The 23,014-nt window shown below is 72.1% G+C and carries 23 protein-coding genes and 2 pseudogenes; 13 read left to right on the forward strand and 12 right to left on the reverse strand.

Annotated elements, in window-relative coordinates:
- The first annotated feature begins 89 nt into the window (after positions 1-89).
- From BJY28_RS03480 to BJY28_RS03500, 5 genes are read left to right on the forward strand one after another with little or no spacing between them, the layout of a single operon-like run.
- Positions 90-1,211: a TAXI family TRAP transporter solute-binding subunit gene (locus BJY28_RS03480; protein WP_179461774.1), complete on the forward strand. Its 1,122-nt coding sequence runs from the start codon at positions 90-92 to the stop codon at positions 1,209-1,211.
- Positions 1,204-3,312 (forward strand): TRAP transporter permease, encoded by a 2,109-nt coding sequence (locus BJY28_RS03485; protein ID WP_218875147.1) that lies wholly within the window; start codon positions 1,204-1,206, stop codon positions 3,310-3,312. Before BJY28_RS03480 ends, BJY28_RS03485 begins: the two co-directional genes overlap by 8 nt.
- Positions 3,309-4,244 carry a CoA transferase subunit A gene (locus BJY28_RS03490; RefSeq protein ID WP_179461775.1) on the forward strand — a complete coding sequence of 312 codons (936 nt, stop codon included), beginning with the start codon at positions 3,309-3,311 and terminating at the stop codon, positions 4,242-4,244. The genes BJY28_RS03485 and BJY28_RS03490 overlap by 4 nt, the downstream gene beginning before the upstream one ends.
- Complete coding sequence (locus tag BJY28_RS03495) at positions 4,241-5,029, forward strand: CoA-transferase subunit beta (protein WP_179461776.1); 789 nt, start codon at positions 4,241-4,243, stop codon at positions 5,027-5,029. Before BJY28_RS03490 ends, BJY28_RS03495 begins: the two co-directional genes overlap by 4 nt.
- A complete protein-coding gene (locus tag BJY28_RS03500) occupies positions 5,026-6,405 on the forward strand; it encodes an MFS transporter (protein WP_179461777.1) in 1,380 nt (459 codons plus the stop codon). The genes BJY28_RS03495 and BJY28_RS03500 overlap by 4 nt, the downstream gene beginning before the upstream one ends.
- Before the next feature lie 40 nt (positions 6,406-6,445).
- Here the strand turns inward: BJY28_RS03500 and BJY28_RS16025 are convergent.
- Positions 6,446-7,294: pseudogene (locus BJY28_RS16025) on the reverse strand (LysR substrate-binding domain-containing protein); the annotation flags it as partial.
- Between the two features lie 123 nt (positions 7,295-7,417).
- Here BJY28_RS16025 and BJY28_RS03505 point away from each other — a divergent pair.
- From BJY28_RS03505 to BJY28_RS03525, 5 genes and pseudogenes are all read left to right on the forward strand, one after another.
- On the forward strand, positions 7,418-8,521 hold the full coding sequence (locus tag BJY28_RS03505; protein ID WP_179461778.1) for a FecCD family ABC transporter permease: 1,104 nt from the start codon (positions 7,418-7,420) through the stop codon (positions 8,519-8,521).
- Positions 8,522-8,569: 48 nt separating this feature from the next.
- Complete coding sequence (locus tag BJY28_RS03510) at positions 8,570-9,568, forward strand: ABC transporter substrate-binding protein (protein WP_179461779.1); 999 nt, start codon at positions 8,570-8,572, stop codon at positions 9,566-9,568.
- Complete coding sequence (locus BJY28_RS03515) at positions 9,565-10,344, forward strand: ATP-binding cassette domain-containing protein (protein WP_179461780.1); 780 nt, start codon at positions 9,565-9,567, stop codon at positions 10,342-10,344. The genes BJY28_RS03510 and BJY28_RS03515 overlap by 4 nt, the downstream gene beginning before the upstream one ends.
- On the forward strand, positions 10,341-11,051 hold the full coding sequence (locus BJY28_RS03520; protein WP_218875149.1) for a methyltransferase domain-containing protein: 711 nt from the start codon (positions 10,341-10,343) through the stop codon (positions 11,049-11,051). Before BJY28_RS03515 ends, BJY28_RS03520 begins: the two co-directional genes overlap by 4 nt.
- Before the next feature lie 150 nt (positions 11,052-11,201).
- A pseudogene (locus tag BJY28_RS03525) lies at positions 11,202-12,431 on the forward strand (IS3 family transposase).
- Positions 12,432-12,519: 88 nt separating this feature from the next.
- Here the strand turns inward: BJY28_RS03525 and BJY28_RS03530 are convergent.
- The 4 genes from BJY28_RS03530 to BJY28_RS03545 form a co-directional block, all read right to left on the reverse strand.
- The gene (locus BJY28_RS03530; protein ID WP_179461781.1) at positions 12,520-13,650 is read right to left on the reverse strand and encodes an NAD(P)/FAD-dependent oxidoreductase; all 1,131 of its coding nucleotides are present in this window, start codon (positions 13,648-13,650) and stop codon (positions 12,520-12,522) included.
- A gap of 141 nt (positions 13,651-13,791) precedes the next feature.
- On the reverse strand, positions 13,792-14,094 hold the full coding sequence (locus BJY28_RS03535; protein WP_179461782.1) for a putative quinol monooxygenase: 303 nt from the start codon (positions 14,092-14,094) through the stop codon (positions 13,792-13,794).
- Positions 14,091-14,660 (reverse strand): type 1 glutamine amidotransferase domain-containing protein, encoded by a 570-nt coding sequence (locus BJY28_RS03540; protein WP_179461783.1) that lies wholly within the window; start codon positions 14,658-14,660, stop codon positions 14,091-14,093. The genes BJY28_RS03535 and BJY28_RS03540 overlap by 4 nt, the downstream gene beginning before the upstream one ends.
- A 1-nt stretch (position 14,661) precedes the next feature.
- Positions 14,662-15,828 carry a glutathione-independent formaldehyde dehydrogenase gene (locus tag BJY28_RS03545; protein WP_179461784.1) on the reverse strand — a complete coding sequence of 389 codons (1,167 nt, stop codon included), beginning with the start codon at positions 15,826-15,828 and terminating at the stop codon, positions 14,662-14,664.
- Between the two features lie 125 nt (positions 15,829-15,953).
- Between BJY28_RS03545 and BJY28_RS03550 the strand changes: the two genes are divergently transcribed.
- Positions 15,954-16,433 carry a hypothetical protein gene (locus tag BJY28_RS03550; RefSeq protein ID WP_179461785.1) on the forward strand — a complete coding sequence of 160 codons (480 nt, stop codon included), beginning with the start codon at positions 15,954-15,956 and terminating at the stop codon, positions 16,431-16,433.
- A gap of 161 nt (positions 16,434-16,594) precedes the next feature.
- Here the strand turns inward: BJY28_RS03550 and BJY28_RS16730 are convergent, their stop codons facing one another.
- Both BJY28_RS16730 and BJY28_RS03560 read right to left on the reverse strand, forming a co-directional pair.
- Positions 16,595-18,163 (reverse strand): LCP family glycopolymer transferase, encoded by a 1,569-nt coding sequence (locus tag BJY28_RS16730; protein ID WP_179461786.1) that lies wholly within the window; start codon positions 18,161-18,163, stop codon positions 16,595-16,597.
- A 113-nt stretch (positions 18,164-18,276) separates the two neighbouring features.
- Entirely contained in the window at positions 18,277-18,546 is a 270-nt protein-coding gene (locus tag BJY28_RS03560) for a ribonuclease E inhibitor RraB (protein WP_179461787.1), read from the reverse strand.
- A gap of 68 nt (positions 18,547-18,614) precedes the next feature.
- Between BJY28_RS03560 and BJY28_RS03565 the strand changes: the two genes are divergently transcribed.
- The gene (locus BJY28_RS03565) at positions 18,615-19,082 is read left to right on the forward strand and encodes an SRPBCC family protein (protein WP_179461788.1); all 468 of its coding nucleotides are present in this window, start codon (positions 18,615-18,617) and stop codon (positions 19,080-19,082) included.
- 58 nt (positions 19,083-19,140) lie between these two features.
- Here BJY28_RS03565 and BJY28_RS03570 read toward each other — a convergent pair whose 3' ends face one another.
- Positions 19,141-19,704, reverse strand: coding sequence for a TIGR03086 family metal-binding protein (locus BJY28_RS03570; protein ID WP_179461789.1), 564 nt, complete (start codon positions 19,702-19,704; stop codon positions 19,141-19,143).
- A gap of 162 nt (positions 19,705-19,866) precedes the next feature.
- On the opposite strand from BJY28_RS03570, the gene BJY28_RS03575 reads away from it, so the two are divergent.
- On the forward strand, positions 19,867-20,718 hold the full coding sequence (locus BJY28_RS03575) for an SGNH/GDSL hydrolase family protein (protein ID WP_179461790.1): 852 nt from the start codon (positions 19,867-19,869) through the stop codon (positions 20,716-20,718).
- Here the strand turns inward: BJY28_RS03575 and BJY28_RS03580 are convergent.
- The 4 genes from BJY28_RS03580 to BJY28_RS03590 form a co-directional block, all read right to left on the reverse strand.
- Positions 20,701-21,246 (reverse strand): GAP family protein, encoded by a 546-nt coding sequence (locus BJY28_RS03580; RefSeq protein WP_281366975.1) that lies wholly within the window; start codon positions 21,244-21,246, stop codon positions 20,701-20,703. The genes BJY28_RS03575 and BJY28_RS03580 overlap by 18 nt on opposite strands.
- A gap of 9 nt (positions 21,247-21,255) precedes the next feature.
- Positions 21,256-21,387, reverse strand: coding sequence for a hypothetical protein (locus tag BJY28_RS16565; protein ID WP_281366900.1), 132 nt, complete (start codon positions 21,385-21,387; stop codon positions 21,256-21,258).
- Positions 21,388-21,497: 110 nt separating this feature from the next.
- Complete coding sequence (locus BJY28_RS03585; protein WP_179461792.1) at positions 21,498-21,953, reverse strand: heat shock protein transcriptional repressor HspR; 456 nt, start codon at positions 21,951-21,953, stop codon at positions 21,498-21,500.
- On the reverse strand, positions 21,950-22,984 hold the full coding sequence (locus BJY28_RS03590; protein ID WP_179461793.1) for a DnaJ C-terminal domain-containing protein: 1,035 nt from the start codon (positions 22,982-22,984) through the stop codon (positions 21,950-21,952). The genes BJY28_RS03585 and BJY28_RS03590 overlap by 4 nt, the downstream gene beginning before the upstream one ends.
- Between the last annotated feature and the right edge of the window lie 30 nt (positions 22,985-23,014).

Here is a 23,014-nt window from a genome sequence, read left to right on the forward strand (position 1 = left end):
CGCCATGGTGGCGGGGACGACGGCGTGGCGTCGACGGCGCCCGTCGCACCCCGATCAACGGCGATCAGGACGAAGAAGGTGACCCCGCCGTGCGACGCAGACACTTCCTCGGGCTCGGGCTGGCCGGAGCGGTCGGCGCCCTGACCGCCTGCGGCGAGCCGAAGGGCGCGGCCTACGTCGACGGCCGCCTCTCGATGGCCGTGGTGACCACCTACGGGACCGGCACCGCCACCTACGCGGACATGGCCGCCGTGGCCGACGCCGTCACCCAGGAGAGCGGGATCCGCACCCGGATCATGACCTCGGACACCGCGATCGGACGGCTCACCCCGCTGCGCGAGGGACTGGCCACCTTCTCCCGCACCGGTGACGAGTACATCTTCGCCCGGGAGGCGCAGCACGAGTTCCTCAGCCGCGACTGGGGGCCGCAGCCGACCCGGGTGGTGTGGGCCCCGACCGCCCCGCACGGGCTGCTCACCCGCGAGGACACCGGGATCGTCGACCTGGCCGACCTGCGCGGCAGGCGCATCCCGGACATCACCGCCAACCCCTCGGTGAACGGCAAGATCGAGGTCGCCCTCATCGCTGCCGGGCTGACCCGCGAGGACGTCCAGCTCGTGCCGATCTCCTACGGCGAGCAGGCCGAGGGACTGAAGTCCGGGAAGATCGACATCCTCTTCCAGCAGGTCTACGGCTCCTCCCTCTTCGAGCTGGAGAGCTCCACCCCGGTGCGCTGGGTGCGGATGGAGAAGGGCGACGAGGCGCTGCGGGCGGCGATCGACGAGGTCAACCCGTCGCTCACCCTGGGCGACTTCACCGGCGCCCCCGGCCAGGAGGAGGGCAGCTCCGACGTCGGCTACGTCTACGCCATCCCGATCATCACCTACGCCGGCACCGACGAGGCGACGGTGCACGAGTTCGCGTCCGCGATCGTCGACTCCTTCGAGATCTACCAGGACGCCACCAGCACCTCCCGGGACTGGGCGCCGGAGAGCGCGGTCACCACCCCGCAGCAGGTGCCCTTCCACGCCGGGCTGGTCCGGCTGCTGCGCGAGCGCGACCTGTGGTCGCCGCAGGCGCAGCAGATCCAGGACCAGCTGCTCGAGCGCGAGGAGCGGCTCGTGGCCGGCTGGGAGCAGGTCACCGCCGCGCATCCCGAGGGCGACCTCACCGGTCCGTGGACCGAGTGGAAGGAGCAGAACCTTGACTGATCCCGCCGCGACCCCCGCCACCACCACCGACGCCTCTGCCACCACCGGGCCCGGTCCCCGCGCCCACCGGCTCGGCCCCCGCGAGCAGGTGTGGCGGGGCGTCTCCCTGCTGCTCACCCTCGCCGGGATCGCGGTCGTGCTCAGCCAGGTCTTCCTGTGGAACCCCTTCGGCCCGACCCTGCTGACCAACCAGTTCCTCTACGTGGTGCTGGCCTTCTTCCTCTCCCAGGTCTTCCTCTACCTGCGCTGGCGCCGTCCGTCGCCGACGCCTGCCGCGGCCGATGCCGACGCCAGCACCGACGCCGGCGCCGAGCCCGAGGACGTGCGCGGCGAGCGCGACGGCCACGGCGACGTCGACCACGTCACCGAGCCCGGGACCTACGCGGTGCCGTGGTGGGACGCGGTGCTCGTCGTCGTCACCCTGGCCACCTGCCTCTACCTGGCCAGCCGCGCCGAGGACATGGTCACCCTCGGCTGGGACTTCGCCGCCCCGACCCATGTGGCGGTGCTCGCCTACCTGCTGTGGGCGCTGGTGCTGGAGGCGCTGCGCCGCAGCGCGGGCCTGGTCGTCACGGTCATCGCGCTGCTCTTCTCGCTCTACCCGATGGTCTCGGCGTCGATCCCCTTCCCGGTGCTGCAGGGCGTGCAGTACGACTCGACCGGCGCCGCGCTGCAGCACTCCCTGGGCGTGGACTCGATCCTCGGGCTGCCGCTGCAGACCGCCGCGGTGATCCTCGTCGGCTTCCTCGTCTTCGGGGTGGTGCTGCAGCGCACCGGCGGCGCCGACTTCTTCGTCGACCTGGCCCGGTCGGTCTTCGGCCGCGCCCGGGGAGGCTCGGCGAAGGTGGCCGTGGCCTCCTCGGCGTCGATGGGCATGATGTCCGGCAGCGCCGTCTCCAACGTGCTGACCACCGGGCCGATGACGATCCCGGCGATGAAGCGGGCCGGCTACCCCGGCACCTACGCCGGCGGCATCGAGGCGACCGCCGCCACCGGCGGCTCGATCACCCCGCCGATCATGGGGACGGCCGCCTTCCTCATGGTCTCCTTCCTCGGCATCCCCTACGCCGAGGTGGCCATCGCCGCGTCGATCCCCGCCTTCCTCTACTACCTGGGGATCTTCACCCAGGTCGACGCCTACGCCGCGCGGCGCGGACTGCGGGGCGAGCCGCGCGAGCTGCTGCCGCGGCTGCTGGCGACGCTGGTCGCAGGGTGGCCCTACGTCGGGGCCATCGCGCTGCTCACCTTCCTGCTCGTGGTCCGCCGGGACGAGGCCCAGGCCCCCTTCGTCACCGTCGCGGTGATGCTCGTCGTGGCCGCGGTGCGCCGCCGGGACCGGCTCACCGTCGCCGGGCTGCGCGACATCGTGCTCGCCTCCGGACGGGCGATCAGCGAGATCGTCGGCATCATCGCCGGCGTCGGGCTCATCGTCGGCGGGCTGTCGATGTCCGGCGTCTCGCTCTCCCTGGCCCGTGAGCTGGTGAGCGCGGTCGGCGACAACGTGCCGCTCATCCTCGTCGCCGGGGCGCTGACCTGCTTCGTGCTCGGCATGGGCATGACCGTCTCCGCGGTGTACGTCTTCCTGGCGATCGTCATGGCGCCGGCGCTGGTCTCGCTCGGGGTGGACCCGGTGGCCGCGCACCTCTTCGTCATCTACTGGGCGGCCGCCTCCTACATCACCCCGCCGGTGGCGCTGGCCGCCTTCGCCGCCGCCGGGATCGCCAAGTCACCACCGATGGCCACCGGCTTCACCGCGATGCGGCTGGGAGCGGTGAAGTACATCATCCCCTTCTGCTTCGCGATCAACCCCGCGCTGGTCGCCCAGGACTCGCTGCCGCAGGTGCTGCTCGCGCTGGCCCTGTCCACCGTCGGGGTCTTCGCCATGGGCGCCGCCTTCGAGGGGTGGATGCCGCTGGTCGACCGGCGCATGGGCATGATCGTGCGCGTGCTGACCTTCGCCGCCGGGCTGGCGCTGCTGCTGCCCGAGCTCGCCACCTCGATCTCCGGGCTGGTGGCCGTGCTGCTCATCGCCGTGCTGCTGCGGCTGCGCCCCGGATCGCCGGGGACGGCGGCACCGACCCCCCGAGGAGCCCTCGCATGAGCGGCCGGACCCCGAAGGTGACCACCCTGCCGGAGGCGGTCGCCGCCCACGTCCACGACGGCGACACCGTGGCCCTGGAGGGCTTCGGGCACCTCATCCCCTTCGCCGCGGCGCACGAGATCGTCCGCCAGGGGCGGCGCGAGCTCACCCTGTGCCGGATGACCCCGGACATCGTCACCGACCAGCTGCTCGCCGCCGGCTGCGTCTCCCGGCTGGTCGCCTCTTTCTTCGCCTCCGGCTCTGCCGGGTCGCTCTACGAGATCCGGCGGCGGGTCGAGGACCACGACCCGGAGCCGCTGGAGATCGAGGAGTACAGCCACCACGGCATGGTCTGCCGCTACCTCGCCGGCGCCTCCCGGCTGCCCTTCTACCCGTTGCGCTCCTACGTCGGCAGCGACCTGCCGCGGATCAACCCGCGGATCCGTCGGGTGGCCAGCCCCTACGGCGACGGGGAGGTCTACGTCGTGCCACCGCTGAACCCGGACGTGACGATCCTGCACGCCCAACGGGCCGACGAGCTGGGCAACGCCCAGGTCTGGGGCATCACCGGCGCCCAGCAGGAGGCCGCCTACGCCGCCGACCGGGTGATCGTCACGGTCGAGGAGATCGTGCCCACCGAGGTGGTGCGGGCCGACCCGAACCGCACCCTCGTGCCGGCGCACGCGGTGGACGCGGTGGTCGCCGTCCCGCGGGGCGCGCACCCCTCCTACGCCCAGGGCCACTACGACCGGGACAGCGCCTTCTACCGGGAGTGGACCCCGATCTCGAAGGACCCGGAGGCGATCCGGAGCTGGGTGGCCGAGATGATCCGCGGCACCGAGGACCACGCCGGCTACCTGGCGAAGGTGGGTGCCGATCGCCTCTCCGGGCTGGACGTCGCCCCGCGCCCGTCGGGCTCGGTGGACTACGGCCGACGGGGTGAGGCGCGATGAGCCCCGAGGCGTTGAGCGAGGTCGAGCCCGGCAGCACCGAGTTCCTCGCGACCGTGGCCGCCCGCGAGCTGGCCGGGGCCGGGCGGATCTTCGCCGGCGTCGGGCTGCCGACGCTCGCGGTGGACCTGGCCCGGCGCACCGTGAACCCGCACCTGGAGCTGGTCTACGAGTCCGGGGTCAGCGGCGCCCACCCCGAGGCGATGGCCGAGGGCATCGCCGACTTCGTCCTCGTCTCCGGCGCGGAGGCGGTGCTGCCGATGCAGGCCCTCTTCGGCTACGTGCTGCAGGGCGGCAACGTCGACGTCGGCTTCCTCGGCGCCGCCCAGGTGGACCGCACCGGCAGCATCAACACCTCGGTCATCGGCGACCCGCACCGGCCCACCGTGCGGCTGCCCGGCTCCGGCGGCGCCACCGACATCGTCGCCAGCGCCCGCGAGTGCCTCGTCGTGCTGCGCCGGCACGACCTCGGCGCGCTGCCCGAGCGGGTCGACTTCGTCACCTCGCCGAGCCCGGTCCGGGCCGCCGAGGAGAGCGCGGCGCTGCCGCCCACCGGCGGCGGCGTGACCACGGTGATCACCCCGCTGGGGGTGCTGCGCCGGGCCCCGGAGGGCGAGGAGCTCGAGCTCGCCCAGGTGCACCCCGGGGTGGGCGTCGAGGAGGTCCGGGCCCGGACCGGCTGGCCGCTGCGCGTGCGCGACGACCTGAGCACCACGCCACGGCCACGGGTCGAGGACGTCCGCCTGCTCCGCGAGGAGATCGACACGGTCCGGCTCTACCTCCGGTGACCGTCCGCGCCGACGGGTCGGCCGCCCCGGGACAGACCGCCTACCTGGCGCTGCTCGCGGCGACCACCCTCGGCACGGTCTCGAGCACGGTCATGTCCGCCCCGCTGAACGAGATCGCGGCGGCGCTGCAGACCGGTGCCCGCGGGATCGTCCTGGCGGTCTCGGTCTTCACCGTGGCCATGGTGCTCACCTCGCCGGCCGCCGGCTGGCTGGCCGACCGGCTCGGACCGCGCCGCTACCTGCTGCTCTCGCTCGGGCTGATGGTGCTGGGCCAGCTCGGCGCGGCGCTGGCCCAGGGGCTGGGGAGCCTGGTCGCCGCACGCGGGGTGCAGGGCGTCGCCTGCGCCGGGATCCCGGCCTGCGTGCAGGCGCTGCTGGCCGCGCACTGGCCGCAGCGACGGCGGCAGGCGATGGCCGCGTGGGCGTCGGCGATCGGGCTCGGGCAGGCGGTCGGGCCGCCGGTCGGCGGTCTGGTCGCCCAGCTGGCCGGGTGGCGCTGGGTCTTCGGCGCGGCCGCCCTCATCGTCGTCCTCGTCTCGATCGTGCTGGCCCGCCAGCTGCCCGAGGCGCCCGCCGTCGGCGCGCCGATGGACCCGGTGGCGCTGGTGCTGCTCAGCCTGGGGGCCGGGCTGCTGGCGGTCGGGCTCACCGGTGCCGGGCAGGGCTGGACCGGTCCGTCGCTGCTGCTCACCGCGGCCGGGGTGCTGCTGCTGGTGCTCGTGCTGCGGCCGGGGCGCCGCCCCTCGGTGCTCGGTGCCGTCGGCCGCGACCCGGAGTACGCGGTGGCCACCCTGGGCGCCGCCGCGGCGATGGCCGGGATGGGGATCACCCTGGTCAGCGTGCCGGTCTACCTCGGCCGCACCCTGGGTCTGGGGCCGGGGCTGATCGGCCTGTCGACCCTGGCGATCGCCGGGGGCATGACCACCTTCTCCCCCGTCGCCGGATGGCTGGCCGGCCGGCTGGGCACCCGCCGCACGCTGGCCGCGGGCCTGCTCGGCCTCGGGGTCGGCGCGCTGGTCCTCGGTGTCGTCGAAGGGCGCGGGCAGGGCCCCGAGGCCCTCGGGCCGGTGCTCGTCGTGCTCGTGCTCATCGGCTGCGGGATCGCGACGGTGCAGAGCATGTCGGCGGTGCTGCTGCTCGGGGTGCCGGGGATCAGCGGCTCGGCGATGGGCGTGCACAACACCGGCCGTTTCGCCGGGCTCTGCCTGGGCTACGCCTGGGTCGCGCTGGTGCTGCCGTGGGAGCAGCCGCTGGTCATCCACCTCGGGACGGCGTGCCTCGCCCTCGTCGCGCTCGGCTGCCTGCTTCTGCTCGCGGTGCGGCGCGCACGGGAGCGTCGGGCGGGGTCGGCAGCACCTGCTCCGACAGGGCGATGACCCGGGCCAGCGCCGGGCTGCGGTCCTCCTCCCGCCAGGCGAGGCTGGCGTAGGTGTGCGTCTGCTCCCCGGCCAGCGGCACCACCCGCACCTTGCTCGGGTCCACGGCGGCGAAGGCGGTGTCGATGGTCAGGCTGACCCCGACCCCGGCCGCGACGAGCGCCATGATCGTCCAGCTGTCCGGGGCCTGCTGCGCGATCCGCGGGACGAAGCCGGCGTCCTGCGCCATCTCCAGCAGCGCCTCGCGCACCAGCGATCCGCTGCTCGCGCTGAGGGTCACCCAGCCCTCGTCGGCGAGGTCGGCCAGGTGCACCTCGGGCTCCTCGGCCAGCGGGTGGCTGTCCGGCATGGCCACGACGTAGCGCTCCTCGCGGATGATCCGGGAGGCGAGCCCCGGCGGGGTGGTGGCCAGCCGGACCATGGCGACGTCGAGGTCGCCGGCGAGCAGCTGGCCGACGACCTCGGTGCCGTAGGTGACGCTGCTCAGCTCCAGCTCGATGCCCGGGCTGGTCCGGCGCACCGTGCGGGCCAGCTCGGAGATCAGCTCGTGCGAGGAGGGCCCGGCGAAGCCCACCCGGACCCGACCGATCTCGCCGGCCTCGGCGTGCGCCACCGCGCGCTCGGCGTGCTCGACGGCGCGGATGATCTCCTGCGCCGGCCCGATGAGCGCCTCGCCCTGCGGGGTGAGCCGCACCGTGCGGGTGGTGCGCTCGAAGAGCGGGCAGCCGAGGTGGCGCTCCAGCTGCTTGATGGTGCGGCTCAGCGGTGGCTGGGCCATGTGCAGCCGCTGCGCGGCCCGACCGAAGTGGAGCTCCTCGGCCACCGCGAGGAACGCCCGGACGTGGTGCAGCTCCACCGTTGGCTCCTCTCTGCCGGTCCGCCCGGTCACCCGCCGCTCCGGGTGCCGGCCGACGAGACGCCGACCCTGGACCGTTGCGCCTGGTCACCGCCGTTCCAGGCTAGCCCGTGACCCGCTAGGCTTCCTGCGACACAGTCGCTTCTAGGAGGCCTCATGTCGACGGTCACGGACCGGCAGGCGCAGCGCTCCCGCTCGTCGTCCGACGACGACCTGGGGCTGCTCTCCCGCCGTCGCCGGGCCATCGGCTGGCTGCTGGGGCTGACCGCCGGCCTGCTGGTCTCGCTGGTGCTGGCCGTCGGCATCGGCGCGGTGAGCATCCCGCCGGTGACCACCCTGCAGATCGTGCTGCACCACCTCACCGGGATCGGCGAGGTCTCCTGGAGCATCCCCCGCGACGCCATCGTCTGGGACGTGCGGCTGCCCCGGGTGATCCTCGGCGCCGCGGTCGGTGCGGGCCTGGCGGTCAGCGGCATGGCGCTGCAGGCCATGGTGCGCAACGTGCTGGCCGACCCCTACCTGCTCGGGGTCAGCTCGGGCGCCTCCAGCGGGGCTGCCGCGGCGATCCTCTTCGGTGCCGGCGCCGGGCTGGGGCAGCACGCGCTGCCGGTGAGCGCCTTCCTCGGCGCGATGGCCGCCTCCGCGCTGGTGCTGCTGGTCGCCCGCTCCGGCGGTCGGGTCACCTCGATCCGGCTGCTGCTGGCCGGGGTCGCGGTGGGCTACGCCCTCTACGCCCTGACCAGCTTCCTCATCTTCGCCTCGGACTCGGCCGAGGGCTCGCGCTCGGTGCTCTTCTGGCTGCTGGGCTCGCTCGGCCTGGCCGGCTGGGGCGCCCCGCTGGTCATCGCCGTCGCCGTGCCGACGCTGACCATGCTCGTGCTGCTGCACGCCGGCCGCCGGCTGGACGCGCTGTCCATCGGCGACGAGACCGCGCAGACCCTGGGCCTGTCCCCCGACCGGCTGCGGGTGCGCCTGCTCATGCTCGTCGCGCTGTGCATCGGCGTCGTCGTCTCGGCCGCCGGCAGCATCGGCTTCGTGGGCCTGGTCATCCCGCACCTGGCCCGCCGGGCGGTGGGCTCCAGCCACCGGGTGGCCATCCCGGTGGCGGCGCTGATGGGCGCCGTCTTCCTCGTCTGGGCCGACGTCGTCGCCCGCACCCTGCTCGCCCCGCAGGAGATCCCGATCGGCATCCTCACCTCGCTGGTGGGCGCCCCCTTCCTCCTCGTGCTCATCCGCCGGATGCGCGTCTCCACCACCTGACCCCGCACCAACCGCTCGTCACCAGCCGACCGCCACCAGGAGCCACCGATGACCCCCACCCGCGCCCGAACCACCCTGCCGGCGGCCGTGCTGGCCGTCGGCCTGCTGGCCGCCTGCGGATCCGAGGAGCCCGGCACCGGGGCGAGCACGAACGCCGACGACGGCCACTACCCGGTGACCATCGAGAACTGCGGCGAGGAGGTGACCTTCGAGGCCGAGCCGACGAACGTCGTCATGCTCAAGAACGCCTGGGTCCCCTACCTGGACGACCTCGGCGTGCTGGACCACGTCAGCGCGAAGGCGGGCGCCTACCCGGAGGGCTACTACGACGGGGAGACCGCCAGCGAGGTGGAGGGCATCGAGAGCCTCACCGACCGGGTGGACTCCACCGGGCACCTGCTGATCTCCCGGGAGACCGTCGTCGAGCGGGAGCCGGACCTCGTCCTCGGCATGGTGGACAACCTCGACCGGGCCTCGCTGGAGGAGGTCGGCATCCCGCAGCTGGAGGTGGGCGGGCTGTGCCCGGAGGGCGCCCCGACGCCCTCCTTCGAGGCCATCGGCGAGGAGATGAGCCAGTACGGCGAGGTCTTCAACCGGACCGCGGAGGCCGAGGAGGCGACGACCGCGATGATGGAGCGGGTCGAGGAGCTCGAGGCGCAGGTGCCCGAGGACGAGGACCGCACCGCGGCGGTGCTCTACCCGACCGTCGGGGGCGGCACCACCTACGCCTACGGCACCGGGTCGATGGCCCACCCGCAGCTCGAGGCCGCCGGGCTGACCAACGTCTACGCCGACGTCGACGACCGGATCCTCGAGGTCACCCCGGAGAGCCTGCTCGAGGAGGACCCGGACGTGCTCATCCTGCTCTACTCCGAGGGCGACCCGGCGGCGGTGGAGGAGGCGATCACCGAGCTGCCGGGGGCCGAGCGGCTCACCGCGGTGCGCGAGGACGCGATGATGACCCAGCTCTTCAACTACACCGAGCCGGCCAGCCCGCTCGCGGTGGACGGCCTGGAGCTGATCCTCGACGAGCTCGGCGAGCCGTGATCGAGGCCCGGGGCGTCACCTTCGCCTACACCCAGGAGCCGGCGCTGACCGAGGTCGACCTGGTCGCGCGCCCCGGTCGGGTGCTCGGCCTCATCGGCCCGAACGGCTCGGGCAAGTCGACCCTGCTGCGCTGCCTGCACGGCGGGCTGGCGCCGGACGCCGGCCAGGTGCTGCTCGACGGCCGCCCGCTGAGCGAGGTGCCGGCGGCCACGATGGCCCAGGAGATCGGGGTGGTCGTCCAGGAGTCCGGCGGGGAGTCGACGCTGACCGTCGCCGAGATGGTGCTGCTCGGGCGCACCGTGCGTCTCGGCGGCTTCCAGTCACCGGGCGAGGCGGACCACGCGGCCGCCCGGGCGGCGCTGCGCCAGGTCGGTGCGCTGCCGATGGCCCGGCGCGGGCTGGACGAGCTCTCCGGGGGGGAGCGGCAGCGGGTGCTCATCGCCCGGGCGCTGGCCCAGGAGGCCGACCACCTGCTGCTGGACGAGCCGACCAACCACCTCGACATCCGCTACCAGCACGAGGTGCTCTCGCTGCTGCGCACCTTCGGCCGGACCACCGTGGTCGTGCTGCACGACCTCAACCTGGCGGCCGCCTACTGCGACGACCTCGTGCTGCTCGAGCGTGGCCGGGTGGCCGCGCACGGGCCGGTCGAGGACGTGCTGGACCCGGACCTGCTGCAGCAGGTCTACGGGATCGGCGTCGAGCGGGTGGACCGTGGCCGGTCGCTCCACCTGCTCTTCACCCCGCTCCAGCCGGCCGAGGAGGAGAGCGCGTGAGCCAGTCCCTGCAGACCCGTATCGACGGCTACTGGACCCGTCGGGCCGGGGCGTACGACGCCGGGCAGCGGCGCCCGGAGCGCTGGGAGCAGGACGAGCAGATGTGGTCGCGCATCTGGTCCGAGGTGCTGCCGGAGCCGCCGGCCGACGTGCTCGACCTGGGTACCGGCAGCGGGCACGTCGCGCTCATGCTGGCCCGTCTCGGGCATCGGGTCACCGCGACCGACCACGCCGCCGGGATGCTCGCGGTAGCCCGCCGGCACGCCCGCGAGCAGGCGCTGCGCGGCGAGCCGGTCCCCCGCTTCGTCCGCGGCAACGCCCGCTCCCCCGAGGTGCCCGAGGGCGGGGTGGACGCGATCACCAACCGCTACCTCGCCTGGACCCTGCCCGAGCCGGTCACCGCGATGCGGACCTGGCGGGAGGCGCTGCGCCCGGGCGGGGTGCTCGCGCTGGTCGACAGCACCTGGTTCACCGACGGGATCGACGGCACGCCCGAGGACTTCGTGGAGAGCTACGGGCCGGTGCTGGACGACCTGCCGCTGGCCCGCGCGACGTCGATCGAGCCGACGGTGGCCGCGGTGCGCGAGGCCGGCTTCACCGACGTCACGGTGCGCGAGCTGACCGAGGTGCTGGAGGCGGACACCACCTACGGCGCCTCGCCGGGGCACAGCCCGCGGATGCAGTACCTGATCACGGGGCGGCGCTGAGCGCGGACGGATTGTAGAGAGGGGCCTAGTTCGTACAAACGGCTCTGTACATTGTTTCCGGCCAGTTGCGGCGTGTCGTTAGGGACTGCTGCACGGATGGGTGACATCTGATCTGTGGCGTCGAGGGACGCGGCTGGAAGGATGAACACCGTGCCCAAGCCCTACCCCGAAGAGTTCCGTGACGACGTGGTCCGCGTGGCCAGGAATCGTCAGCCGGGTCAGCAGTTGAAGCAGATCGCTGCTGACTTCGGGATCAGCGAGTCCTGCCTGACCAACTGGCTCAAGGGGGCCGATGTCGAGGACGGGAACGCGCCAGCCATCACGAGCGAGCAGAACGCTGACCTTCGGGATGCGAAGAGACGCATCCGTTTGCTGGAGCAGGAGAACGAGGTCCTGCGTCGAGCGGCGGCATACCTGTCGCAGGCGAACCTGCCGGGAAAATGATGCTCCCCCGCAAGCGGGAGGTGCCCCCACCGCTCGTCCGTGAGCTGGCCGTCGACGGGATCCCCGTGACGGTGACCTGCCGGGTTCTGACGTTCACGCGTGCGCCCTACTACCGGTGGCTCGCTCGTGCGGTGACCGAGGCCGAGCTGGCCTGGGCGTACCGCGCGAACGCGTTGTTCGATGCGCACCGTGACGACCCGGAGTTTGGGTACCGGTACCTCCACGACGAAGCCACCGAGGCCGGAGCGGCGATGAGCCAGCGGACCGCTTGGGTGATCTGCTCGCAGCACGGCTGGTGGTCGACCTTCGGCAAGAGGCGCTCGGCCCGGCCCCGGCCGGGACCGCCGGTGCACGATGACCGCCTCGCGATCGGGGACGAGTCGGGTCGCGTGCGGCACGACTTCACCAGCGCGGCGGCACCGAATCGGGTGCGGCTGACCGACATTACCGAGCACTGGACCGGCGAGGGCAAGCTCTACCTGTGCGCGATCAAGGACGCCTGCTCCGGGCGGATCGTGGGCTACAGCATCGACTCACGGATGACGTCGAACTTGGCTGTCACAGCGCTGAACTCGGCCGCGGCGCGCCGCGCCGCTGACGGTGTTGATGTGGCTGGGTGCATCGTGCACAGCGACCGAGGCTCGCAAATTTCGAAGCCGCCGATACGTCCACCGTCTACGGCACCACCAGCTCGTCGGGTCCATGGGCCGGGTCGGCGCCTGCGGTGACAGTGCGGCGATGGAGTCCTTCTTCGCGCTCCTGCAGAAGAACGTCCTCAACAGCCGCCGCTGGGACACCCGCGACGAGTTGCGGATCGCGATCGTCACATGGATCGAGCGGACCTACCACCGCCGACGACGACAACACCGCCTCGGCCGATTGACGCCGATCGAGTACGAGACCACCATGACCACACCAGCCGACCCGGCTGCGTGACTACCCACTGTCACCTATCCGTGCAGCAGTCCCTCCTCATGTCACGCCGACTCGCCCACCCCGTACCTAACGTCCCGGGTCAGTACAACTAGTCCTGGGCTTCGCCGAGGCGCGCTTCGGGCGTGAGCTCGCCCCTGAGACCGCCGCCGGTCGCAGCCCGGGCAAGAGCGCGACCCAGCGCAGGTGCCTGCTTGAACAGATTGTGACCGGCCACAAAAAGGACAGAGCCTGCCTCCCAGACGGCCACGCCGTCCTCGCTCCATGGGAGGTCGGTCACCCAGCAGTGAAGGAAGTCGCGCGGCTCTGGGTGGAGACCGGGCAGCGCCCGTGTCACGTATTCGCGTGCGCGTTCGTCCAGCGATCGAATCGCCGCAGGGTCGATGAACGTTCCGTCGTCGCGGACGCCGACGGTTTCGCTGAGCCCGACCGAATAACTGCTGTTGCCCGGTAACGGCGTCGCGTACACGCCGATTTCGCCGAAGACGCCGCTGCTGTCCTGCAGGCACGCGACTCGTGCCGGGGCGGCGGCTTTCACGTCGAAGGTCAGCCGGACGTGTGCGGCAAGGCGAACCGGCAGCGACAGGCCGACGCTGCGGGCCAGGCGGGCGGTTTCGCGGCCGGCGCACACGACGACCTTGGAGTAGACAGCCCGGTCGGCGACGCTGCGCACCTCGACCGTCCCATCGGCGCGGGGATCGATGGAGATGACCTCTGCGGTGGTGACGGCATCTTCGAGGGCACCCGCGAGTGCCGTGATCGCGGTGCGGGTGCGGATCGCGCCGCCCGACTCGTCGAGCATCGCTGGCCCCGAGTACCCAGCGAGCAGCGGCATTCGCTGGGCGAGCTCGGCTGCATCGATCTCGTGCGCTTCCACGCCGCCGACCTGGTCGATCACCCGCAGCCGCGCCAGAGCGCTGTCGCCGATCGCCACGACACCGTCTGATGAGACCAGCTCGACGTCGAAGTGTTCGGCCCACTCATCCCATATGCCGCGGCTTTCGCGCGCGAGAGCGACGAGTCGCGGGTCGTCGTGGGCATGCCGGAAGATCCGCGACTCGCCTGCGGACTGACCCGTGCCGGGCACACCGGCCTCGTACAAGCGCACCGGAACGCCCTGCTCCCGCAGCGCGTACGCCGTCGACAGACCGACGATCCCGCCCCCGATCACTGCTACCTCGGGTGAACGCGTCGTGGCAACGTCGTCGTCAGTTCCTGTCATCGCGGTTCCTCGATCTGTTAGGGATGTGCGATATGCCGTAAGAAAAGGGGTCGCTGCCACGACGTCAACGGACTGTGTCAGCCCGAAGTCACCGCGGGCAGCGACCCCTCATGTCCGGGTCAGTACTCCCGGTCTGTGGTGTCAGGCGGGCAGCTTGGAGCCCAACACGTCGAGCTTCTCGATCGTCGGTTCGGAGAACAACGCACCGGTCTGCTCGCCGAGAGCTGCCGCAACAGCGCCGGACAGGTGAGCGTCACGTCCGGCGTCGTCGGGGAACACGTCGAAGATCCCGAAGGAGGAGGGCCCGAGGCGGATCGCGAACCACGCGGTGGTCGCCGACTCTTCCTCAACAAGCGCACGGCCGCTGTCAAGGAACTCCTTCACGTCGTCCTCCTTGCCGGGCAACGCGTCAAACCTGACCAGCAATCCCTTGGTCACACTCATGACTTCTCCTCGTCCTTTGTCGTGGTGCCCGCGAGTTGGGACACGACCGCCTCGGAGAACGCCGGCAGGTCCTCCGGCGAGCGGCTGGTGATGAGATTCTTGTCGACCACGACCTCCTGGTCAACGACGTTCGCGCCGGCATTGCGCAGATCCGTGCGGATGCTCGGGAAGGACGTCAGGGTGCGACCGGTGGCCACGCCGGCCTCGATCAACGTCCACGGTCCGTGACAGATCGCCGCCACCGGCTTGCCACTCTCGACGAAGTCCCGGACGAAGGCGACAGCGTCCTCGTCGAGCCGGAGCTTGTCGGGGTTCACCGTGCCGCCCGGAAGCACCAAGGCGTCGTAGTCGGCCACCGAGGCCTCAGCCACCAGCCCGTCGACGCCGAACGTCCCTACCGGATCCAGGTCGTTCTCGCGGGCCTGGATCTCGCCCTCATCGACCGAGAGGACCTCGGTCCGAGCGCCGGCCCTGTCCAGGACCTCGCGGGGTTGCTCGAGTTCGACGCGCTCGACCCCGTCCGCGGCGAGGATCGCGACTCTCGTGCCCTGCAGATCTGCTGCCATGTCAGTTTGCCTTCTTTCCGTCGGACATGCCCGGCTTGATGACGACCTTGGTCCAGCCCTCGGACCTGGAGTCGAAGTTCCTGTAGGCGTCGGCGGCCTGGTCCAGCGAGATCTCGTGGGAGACGATCCAGGACGGCTTCGCCTTGTCAGCCGCGATAAGGTCACGCAGCCGGCGGTTGTACCGCTTGACCGGGCACTGACCGTTGCCCATGGTCTGTCCCTTGAACCAGTGGGTGCCGAAGTCGATGGCCGCCTTGCCCTGCTTGGCCAATTCGCCCTTGGCCCCCGGGTCCTCGGGGACGAACACGCCGACGGTGCCGATCCCGCCGGTAAAACGCACCGAGTTGATGAGCATGTTCAAGGTGGCAGCCGGGTCTTCGTTGCCCTGCGGGTCGTGGGCCTGGTAGCCCACGCACTCGCAGCCACGGTCGGCTCCGAGCCCCATGGTCTGGTCCAGCACAGCCTGCACGGGGTCGGTCTTGGAGTCGTCGATGGCGATCGCTCCGATCTGCTCGGCCAGCGCGAGCCGGTCGGGGTGGCGATCGACCACCATGACCTTCGCGGCGCCCTTGATCGTCGCGGACAGCGCAGCCATCAGACCCACCGGACCGGCTCCAGCGATCACGACGCTGTCGCCCGGGATCACGCCAGCCATCTCGGTGGCGTGGTAACCGGTGGGGAAGATGTCGGAGAGCATGACGTAGTCATTCTCCTTCTCCTCCGCGTCCTCGCCCAGGCGCAGTGCGTTGTGGTCGCCGAAGGGCACCCGGAGCAGCTCGGCCTGGCCGCCGCCGTACGGGCCCATCTCGGCAAATCCGTAGGCCGCACCGGCGGCAGACGGGTCAGGCTGGGTGGTGAGGCAGTAGTTCGTGAGCCCGCGCTCGCAGTTCTTGCAGAACCCGCACGAGATGTTGAAGGGCAGCACGACCCGGTCGCCGACCTGGACCTTCTCCACGCCCTTACCGATCTCTACCACCTCCCCCATGTTTTCGTGGCCGAAGGTGCGGCCCTCCTCGAAGGAGGTCCGTCCCTCGTACATGTGCAGGTCCGAGCCGCAGATATTGGTCGTTGTCATCCTGACCAGCACATCGGTGGGGCGCTCGAGCTTCGCGTCCGGAACATCCGTGACCGCGACATCTCTGGGCCCCTGATAGACGACAGCCTTCATGGCGAGTCTCCAATCGTGGTGCGTGGTGAGCTTCTGACTCCTTCACACTCACAGCGCGTCACGGCCGAGTCAAGCGCGTGTCACCGAACCCGACATGCCGACCGGACTTCCCCTAGCCTTCGGCCGTGGGCCCCACCGATCCGGACCGTCCGCGGTGGCGCCAAGTCATGCCCCCCGCGGTCGCGATGGTGCTCGCCGTCGTCGTGGTCGCCGAGATCGCTTGGGCCGCCTTTGTCCTCGCGGGGTCCGACGACCTGCGTCCGCACGCTGTGCCCGCGGTGGTCGCCGCCGACCCGGTCGTCGCCGAGAGCGTGGCCCGGCAGTACGACAACCTGCCGGGCGACCCCTTCGACCTGCGTGCGGTGACCAACGAGGACACGGCACGCGCGGCACTCGACGACGGGTCTGCGCGGGCCGCGCTCATCGTCGATCTCGAGGGGTCCGTCGGCACTTGGACGTCGATGACCACGGGGAGCCATTCCTGTTCGCCGGCGGTGAGTTGGCGGACTGGAAGAGTTGGAACGGGAACTCATGGTGTTGACCCCACGAACCCGGACCTGGCATGTCGACCAGGACATCGCGGTGGAGCGTTCGGTCCCACGTAGCCGGCCAAGCCTGTGGAGCCGCTACTTTGCACAGTTGCGCCAACCAGAGGCGCTCTGTGCAAAGTAGGCCGCGTGTCGTGTGCAATCTGCGCTGCATCTCGACAGCGGTGGGCACCGGGCAGGGCATCGCTCGCCCCGCGCCGGTCAGCGCCCCGTAGGCCTCAGCAGGTCGCGCTGAGGTCGCTCAGCTGGTCCTCGGAGGACGAGGAGCTGCTCGAGGGCTCGGTCGCCGGCGCCTCGGAGGTCGGCGCGGTGCTCGTCGGCGCCTCGGTGCTGGAGCTGCTTGGGGCCTGCTCCTCGCCGTCACCTTCCGGCGAGGCGCTGCTGGAGGAGCTGCTCGGCTCCTCGGGCGCGATCGCGTCGTCGACCATCGCGTGGATCTTGTCGTAGTCGGGGTCGAGGGTGTCGATGTTCTGGTTGGTCAGCGGCAGCGACTGCATCGAGCCGGTGTCCTGGATGCGCAGCACCAGCTCGGCCCAGGCCGGCAGCTGCTCCTGCGGGATGTCGGTGCTGACGTTGTCCTTGAGCACGTCGGCCAGGTCGGGGTAGCGGGCCAGCATGTTCATCGGGTTCACCTGGTTGACCAGGGCGCCGACCATGCAGCGCTGCCGCCGCATCCGGCTGAAGTCGCCGTCCTGGGCCTGGGCCCGGGAGCGCGAGTACCAGAGCGCGTAGTAGCCGTTGAGGGTCTGCTTGCCCGGTTCGATGTACCGCTCCTCGCCCTGGGCGAAGACGACCTGACCGGCGCTGTTGATGCTGCAGCCGACGCAGACCCGCTCCTGGACGTCGATCTCGACCCCGCCCATGGCGTCCACGAGGGCCTGGAAGCCGGCCAGGTTGACCACCGCCGAGTAGTCGATGTCCAGCCCGAGCAGGGTGGAGGCGGCGTCCTTGGTGGCGGTCAGGCCGGGGTTCGGGTCGTCCGGGAAGCGGGCGGCGTGCTTCTCGCCGAGGGTCCAGACATGCTCCATGAGGCAGGCGTCGCCGCAGTTGAAGCCGTCCGGGTACTGCTCCTTCAGCGCCCCGGAGAACTGCACGTTCTGCAGGTTCCGCGGGATGCCGAAGAGGACGGTGTCGCCGGTCTGGGTATCGATGCTGGCGACCATGAGCGAGTCGGGACGGATCCCGGTGCGGTCCTTGCCGGCGTCGGAGCCGACGAGCATGACGTTGACCCGCTCGGTCCCGGCCCAGGGGTCGTCGCCGTCGCCCGGCGTGGTCGCGCCGTCCGGGGCGAGCGAGGGGAAGACGGTGTCCAGCACCGAGCGCTGGATGACGGCGTAGCGGGCGGACTGGGCGGCCGGGGCGAGCACCAGCACGCAGGCCAGCGCGGCGAAGGTGATCATCGCCACCTTGGGGGCGCCGGAGGTGCCCTCGGGCAGGTTGTCCCGGGCGGTGCAGACGATGCCGTAGATCCACAGGGCGGCCAGCGCGAGCACGGCGGGGATGAGCCAGAGCAGGGCGCGCCTGCTGACCCCGACGCCGATGGCGGACTGGGCGAAGCCCTGGGTGAGCCCGTAGATCAGCAGCGCCAGCAGCGTGACGCCGAAGATGGCGAGGATGATGAAACCCTGCTGCAGCCGGGTCCGGGTCAGCCCCAGACCGGGGACGAGGGTGCTCGCGGCGGTGAGGAGGTAGAAGCGGCGGGACGCCCGGGCGCGGCGCCGCGCGGCGATGCCGCGGGGGCCGGCAGGTGCGTCCTCGGACGCACCGGTGTCCGCGTTCGAGCTCACCGCACCAAGTCCCTTCTCCGTCTCACCGTCCGGACATCGAGGGTTCGTCTGTCGGTGATCGTCTCGTCATCCTGACACACCCGGTGCTGCCGGGTCACAACGAGCGGCACGGATCAGGCGCCGTCCGGGTCGGTCTCGTACCAGCCGTCGTGCTCCTCGGCGAGCGCCTCGAACCGCCGACGCAGGCCCGCCGCGGCGGGCGAGAGGTCGTCGTCGACCATCGCCTCTCGGACGTAGACGACCCACTGGTGGTCCTCGTCGTCCTCCTCGCCGGCGAGGGCCTCGCGGACCACCCGCACCTCGGTGAAGCCCTCCTCGCGCAGCTCCTCGGCGATGCGGTCGGCGTCGTCCCGGTCCGGGAAGACCATGAGGTGCTCGCTCATGCCCCCTAGGGTGACAGAGCGACGCGCCGCGGGTGGACAGCACGCGCCGAGCATGGTTGCGTCGAGGGATGACCACCGACGACACCAGCATCTCCGTCCAGCGCACCATCGACGCCCCGGCCAAGGACATCTTCGAGGTCCTCACCAACCCGGAGCGTCACGCCGAGCTCGACGGGTCCGGCTTCGTGCGCTCCGACGAGCGCACCAACCGGATCGGCAAGGTCGGCGACGTCTTCACGATGAACATGGAGGGCGACCACATGGGCGGCGAGTACCAGACCGACAACCACGTCACCGCCTTCGACGAGAACAAGATGGTCGGCTGGCAGACCGCCCCGGCCGGCACCGAGCCCAAGGGCTGGGAGTGGCTGTGGGAGCTGGAGCCGCAGGGCCCGGACAGCACCCTGGTCACGCACACCTACGACTGGGGCAAGGTCACCGACGAGGCCCTGCTGGCGAAGAACCTCTTCCCGCTGGTCAGCGAGTCCCAGCTCGAGGACAGCCTCAACAACCTGGCCGGCGCCTCCGCCTCCTGAGGCCGACCCGACCCGGCGGGCACCGCACGCACTGCGGGCACCGCCGGCAACCGCACGATCAGCGCGCGTCCCGCCCGAACCGGGCGAGGACGCGCGCTTCGTGCGTCGCCTCCGGCCCGACCTCGACCGCCGGGGCGCAGATCCCCTCGGCGTAGAGCTGGTCGCCCCAGCCCTGGGCCAGCGTGTCGATCTGCTCCAGCTCGGCCTCGGTGAGCCGGGCGTCCAGGCCGGCGGCCCGGGCGATGTCCCACCGGTGGACGATCATGTCGAAGCCGTAGAAGTCGTTGAGCACGGCGCCCACCGTCGAGGTGCCGAAGGGGGTCTCGTGCGGGGCCTCGCCGATCCGCGGGTCGGCGAGGTTGCGCGCCGTCGCCTCGGCGTGGGTGCGCCAGGCGTCGGCCGGGCCGCGGGCGACGACCGGCGCCGGGTCGGGCATCTCCGCGCCGGCCTTGAGCATGAAGTCGCGCTGGGTGTCGATGAGGTGCTGCAGCACGTCGGCGGCGCTCCACCCCGCGCACGGCGAGGGTGCGTCCCACACCTCCGCCGGGACGGCGTCGACGACCCTCGTCAGCGGGGTCAGGGTGCGGTCGTAGCGGGAGGCGGGGTCCATCGGCTTCGGCATGGCCCCAGCCTGCCAGCGACCGCCGACAACCGTGGGGCGAGCGTCTGCCCGAGCCGCAGCGAGACGCGTGCGGATCGTCCCGGTGTCCGGCGGGCGAACCCTTGGTGACATGCCTGCCCGGCCCCTTGCCGGACGGGATCGGGTGCGGTGCCATGCCTCTCGATGGCTGGACTGCTCGTCGCGATCGGCGACTCCTTCACCGAGGGCGTGGGTGACCCGCACCTGCACTACCCGAACGGGGTGCGTGGCTGGGGCGACCGGCTGGCCCGCCAGCTGGGTCGGGCCGACCCGGCGTGGCGCTACGCCAACCTCGCGATCCGCAGCAAGTTCCTCGACCAGGTGGTGGCCGACCAGCTCGAGCCGGCGCTGGCGATGGAGCCGACCCACGTGAGCTTCTACGCCGGGGGCAACGACCTGCTCTCGCTGCGCGCCGACGTCGACGGGCTCATGGGCCGCTACGAGGCGGCGCTGCGCCGGCTGACCGGCTCGGGCGCCCAGGTGGTGGTCTTCACCGCCTTCGACCCCCGGACCTCACGGCTGCTGGAGCCGCTGCGTCGCCGGGTGCTGGCCTTCAACGACGGCGTCCGCGACCTCGCGGCGACGCACGGCGCGGTGCTCGTCGACCACGCGGCGCTGCGCGAGTTCGAGCACCCGATGCTGTGGGCGCCGGACCGGATCCACATGTCCCGGCACGGGCACAAGCGGATGGCCGCGGTGGTGGCCGAGCGGATCGGGGTGCCGCACACGCTGCGGCTGCGCGACCTCGTGCCGCACGAGCGCCGCCCGTGGCGGCAGGTGGCCGCCGACGAGGCCACCTTCGTCCGCGCCGAGGTGCTGCCGCTGGTGCGGCGGCGGCTGCGCGGGGAGTACGACGGCGACCGGATCACCCCGAAGTGGCCGCAGCCGGTGCACCCCGCCGACGGGATGAAGCGGCTGGCCGCCTCCCGGGCCACCGGACCTGTCCCGGGCCGCGACCTGCAGGGCGCGGGCAGCGGCTCAGAGCAGGGTTCCTAGCCCGTCACCGACGAGAGAGGCCCCTAGGACGACGAAGAGGATGAGCATCACCGTGGCGCTGTTGGCGGCCAACCAGCCGCGCAGCGCCTCCAGCAGGGGCCGGGCCCGGTCACCGGCCAGCCGGCCCGTGGCGGCCACGGCGAGCATGACGCTCGAGCCCAGCAGCACGAAGGCGAGGACCGCAACAGCGGTCTGCCCGGCCGGCAGCCCGGCGGCACCGATGGTGGACCCGGCGGCGACGGTGAGCCCGAGGTTCTTGGGGTTGACCGCGGCGAGCAGCGCACCGAGCCCGCAGCAGCGCCACCAGGAGAGGTCCGCGACCGCGGAGAGCCAGCCCGGCTCCTCGGGTTCTTCTCCGGGGCCGGGTCGCGAGCGCCACTCCCGGACCGCGAGCCACCAGAAGAGCGCGCCGACGGTCAGCTGGAGGACGCCGACGACGGGTCGTGGGTCGTCGCCGGTGGCGATCGGCCCGAGCGTGGCGAAGAGCGTGCTCACGACGGCCAGGCCGACGCACCAGCCGGCGACCAGGCAGAGGGCCTAGCGCCCTCCGGCGGGTGCCTGCAGCATGACGATGACGGCGATGAGGGGCAGCGGGCTGGCGGCGACCCCGACCGCAGGGCCGACGAGCTCGCCCAGCAGCTGACCCAGGCCGTCCGACGATCCGTCCATGATCCCCTCCTGGCTCCGGCCGGAGGAGCACGGCGCTCGGGGCACCGGGGTCAGGTCGTCCAGCTACCGCTCCCGGTTGCCTCTGGTCGGTCCTCGGACCCGCCGTGGGGTCAGCGGTCGCCGCGCCCCCACAGGACCATGGCCTGGCCCGGCCGAGAGGCGCGGGGACGCTGGCCGGGGCGCAGCGGCACGACGTCGCCGGCCGGGGTGACCGCGAAGAAGCGTCCCCCCTCGCCGGCGGCCGTGCGCAGCGTCTCCACCTCGTCGGTGAGCTCGCCGACCCGGTGGCGCAGCGCGTCCACCTGGGCCTCGAGCTCGAAGATCCGCTGGATCGCGGCCAGCGAGACCCCTTCGTCCTGGGAGAGGCGCTGGACCTCCCGCAGCCGGGCGACGTCGGCGGCGCTGTAGCGCCGCCCGCCGCCACGGGTGCGGGAGGGGGTGACCAGCCCGAGCCGGTCGTACTGGCGCAGCGTCTGGGCGTGCATCCCGGCGAGCTCGGCCGCGACCGAGATGACGAAGACCGGGGTCTCGTGGTCCGCGCTGAAGCCGGAGATGCGCACGGTCATCGCTGCGCCGCCGCCATGAGCTCGGCCCGCGGGTCGACCGGGTCGCTGTCGCGGAGGGTCTCCACGGCGGTGCGCTGGTCGTCGGTGAGCTCGGTGGGCACGACCACCTCGAGGGTGGCCAGCAGGTCGCCGGTGCCCTTCTTCGCGGGGACGCCGCGGCCGCGCACCCGCAGCACCCGGCCGCTCGGGGTGCCCGGGGCGACCCGCACCTTGACGGTGCCGCCGTCGAGCGTCGGCACCGGCACGGTGGCCCCGAGGGTGGCCTCGGCGAAGGTGACCGGCAGCTCGACGGTGAGGTTGTCCCCGTCCCGACCGAAGACCGGGTGCGGGGTCACCGTGACCGTGAGGATGAGGTCGCCGCGGCCGGCCTCGCCCTCGCCGCCCTTGCCGCGCAGGCGGATCTTCTGACCGTCCTTGACCCCGGCCGGGATCTTGGTGGTCACCTTCTCCCCGGCGACGTCGAGGCTGATCGTCGAGCCGGTGACGGCGTCGCGGAAGTCCAGCGTGGTGCGGGCGGTGAGGTCGGGCCCCTTGCGGGGTCCCTGCGGCGCCCGGAAGCCGGTGCCGCCGTAGGGGGACCCGCCGGGGGCGCCGCCCTGGCCGAACATCGCGAGGATGTCCTCCAGGTCCGGCTCGCCACCGGCCTGCCCGGCGCCGAAGGGGGAGCCGCCGCCGGTCGAGTAGCGCACCCGGCTGCCGCCCCCTCCCCCGCCGCCGAACATCGAGCTGAAGACGTCCTCGAAGCCGCCGTTGCCGCCCTGGCCGGGGCCGCCGGCGGTGAACCGGGCGCCGCCGCGGGCCATCTGCCGGATGGCGTCGTACTCCTGGCGCTGCTCCGGGTCGGAGAGGACGGCGTGCGCCTCACCGATCTCCTTGAACTTCTGCTCGGCCGAGGCGTCCCCGGTGTTGCGGTCGGGGTGGTACTGCTTGGCGAGCTTGCGGTAGGCCTTCTTGATCTCGGTCTCGTCAGCGTCCTGGCTGACGCCGAGGGTCGCGTAGAAGTCCTTCTCGAACCAGTCCTGGCTGGCCATCCTCTCCTCCTCTCCGGTGCGTCGGGGTCG

This window comes from Janibacter alkaliphilus (genome assembly GCF_013408565.1).
Classification (GTDB): Bacteria; Actinomycetota; Actinomycetes; order Actinomycetales; family Dermatophilaceae; genus Janibacter; species Janibacter alkaliphilus.

Excerpts from the sequence above, each read along its gene's own strand:
- BJY28_RS03560 (WP_179461787.1), bottom strand. The coding sequence starts at position 18,546 with ATGAGCGAGCACCTCATGGTCTTCCCGGACCGGGACGACGCCGACCGC.
- BJY28_RS03490 (WP_179461775.1), top strand. The coding sequence starts at position 3,309 with ATGAGCGGCCGGACCCCGAAGGTGACCACCCTGCCGGAGGCGGTCGCC.
- BJY28_RS03505 (WP_179461778.1), top strand. The coding sequence starts at position 7,418 with ATGTCGACGGTCACGGACCGGCAGGCGCAGCGCTCCCGCTCGTCGTCC.
- BJY28_RS03570 (WP_179461789.1), bottom strand. The coding sequence starts at position 19,704 with ATGCCGAAGCCGATGGACCCCGCCTCCCGCTACGACCGCACCCTGACC.
- BJY28_RS03545 (WP_179461784.1), bottom strand. The coding sequence starts at position 15,828 with ATGAAGGCTGTCGTCTATCAGGGGCCCAGAGATGTCGCGGTCACGGAT.
- BJY28_RS16565 (WP_281366900.1), bottom strand. The coding sequence starts at position 21,387 with ATGGACGGATCGTCGGACGGCCTGGGTCAGCTGCTGGGCGAGCTCGTC.
- BJY28_RS03585 (WP_179461792.1), bottom strand. The coding sequence starts at position 21,953 with ATGACCGTGCGCATCTCCGGCTTCAGCGCGGACCACGAGACCCCGGTC.
- BJY28_RS03495 (WP_179461776.1), top strand. The coding sequence starts at position 4,241 with ATGAGCCCCGAGGCGTTGAGCGAGGTCGAGCCCGGCAGCACCGAGTTC.
- BJY28_RS03590 (WP_179461793.1), bottom strand. The coding sequence starts at position 22,984 with ATGGCCAGCCAGGACTGGTTCGAGAAGGACTTCTACGCGACCCTCGGC.
- BJY28_RS03575 (WP_179461790.1), top strand. The coding sequence starts at position 19,867 with ATGGCTGGACTGCTCGTCGCGATCGGCGACTCCTTCACCGAGGGCGTG.
- BJY28_RS03540 (WP_179461783.1), bottom strand. The coding sequence starts at position 14,660 with ATGGCAGCAGATCTGCAGGGCACGAGAGTCGCGATCCTCGCCGCGGAC.
- BJY28_RS03530 (WP_179461781.1), bottom strand. The coding sequence starts at position 13,650 with ATGACAGGAACTGACGACGACGTTGCCACGACGCGTTCACCCGAGGTA.
- BJY28_RS03535 (WP_179461782.1), bottom strand. The coding sequence starts at position 14,094 with ATGAGTGTGACCAAGGGATTGCTGGTCAGGTTTGACGCGTTGCCCGGC.
- BJY28_RS03565 (WP_179461788.1), top strand. The coding sequence starts at position 18,615 with ATGACCACCGACGACACCAGCATCTCCGTCCAGCGCACCATCGACGCC.
- BJY28_RS03510 (WP_179461779.1), top strand. The coding sequence starts at position 8,570 with ATGACCCCCACCCGCGCCCGAACCACCCTGCCGGCGGCCGTGCTGGCC.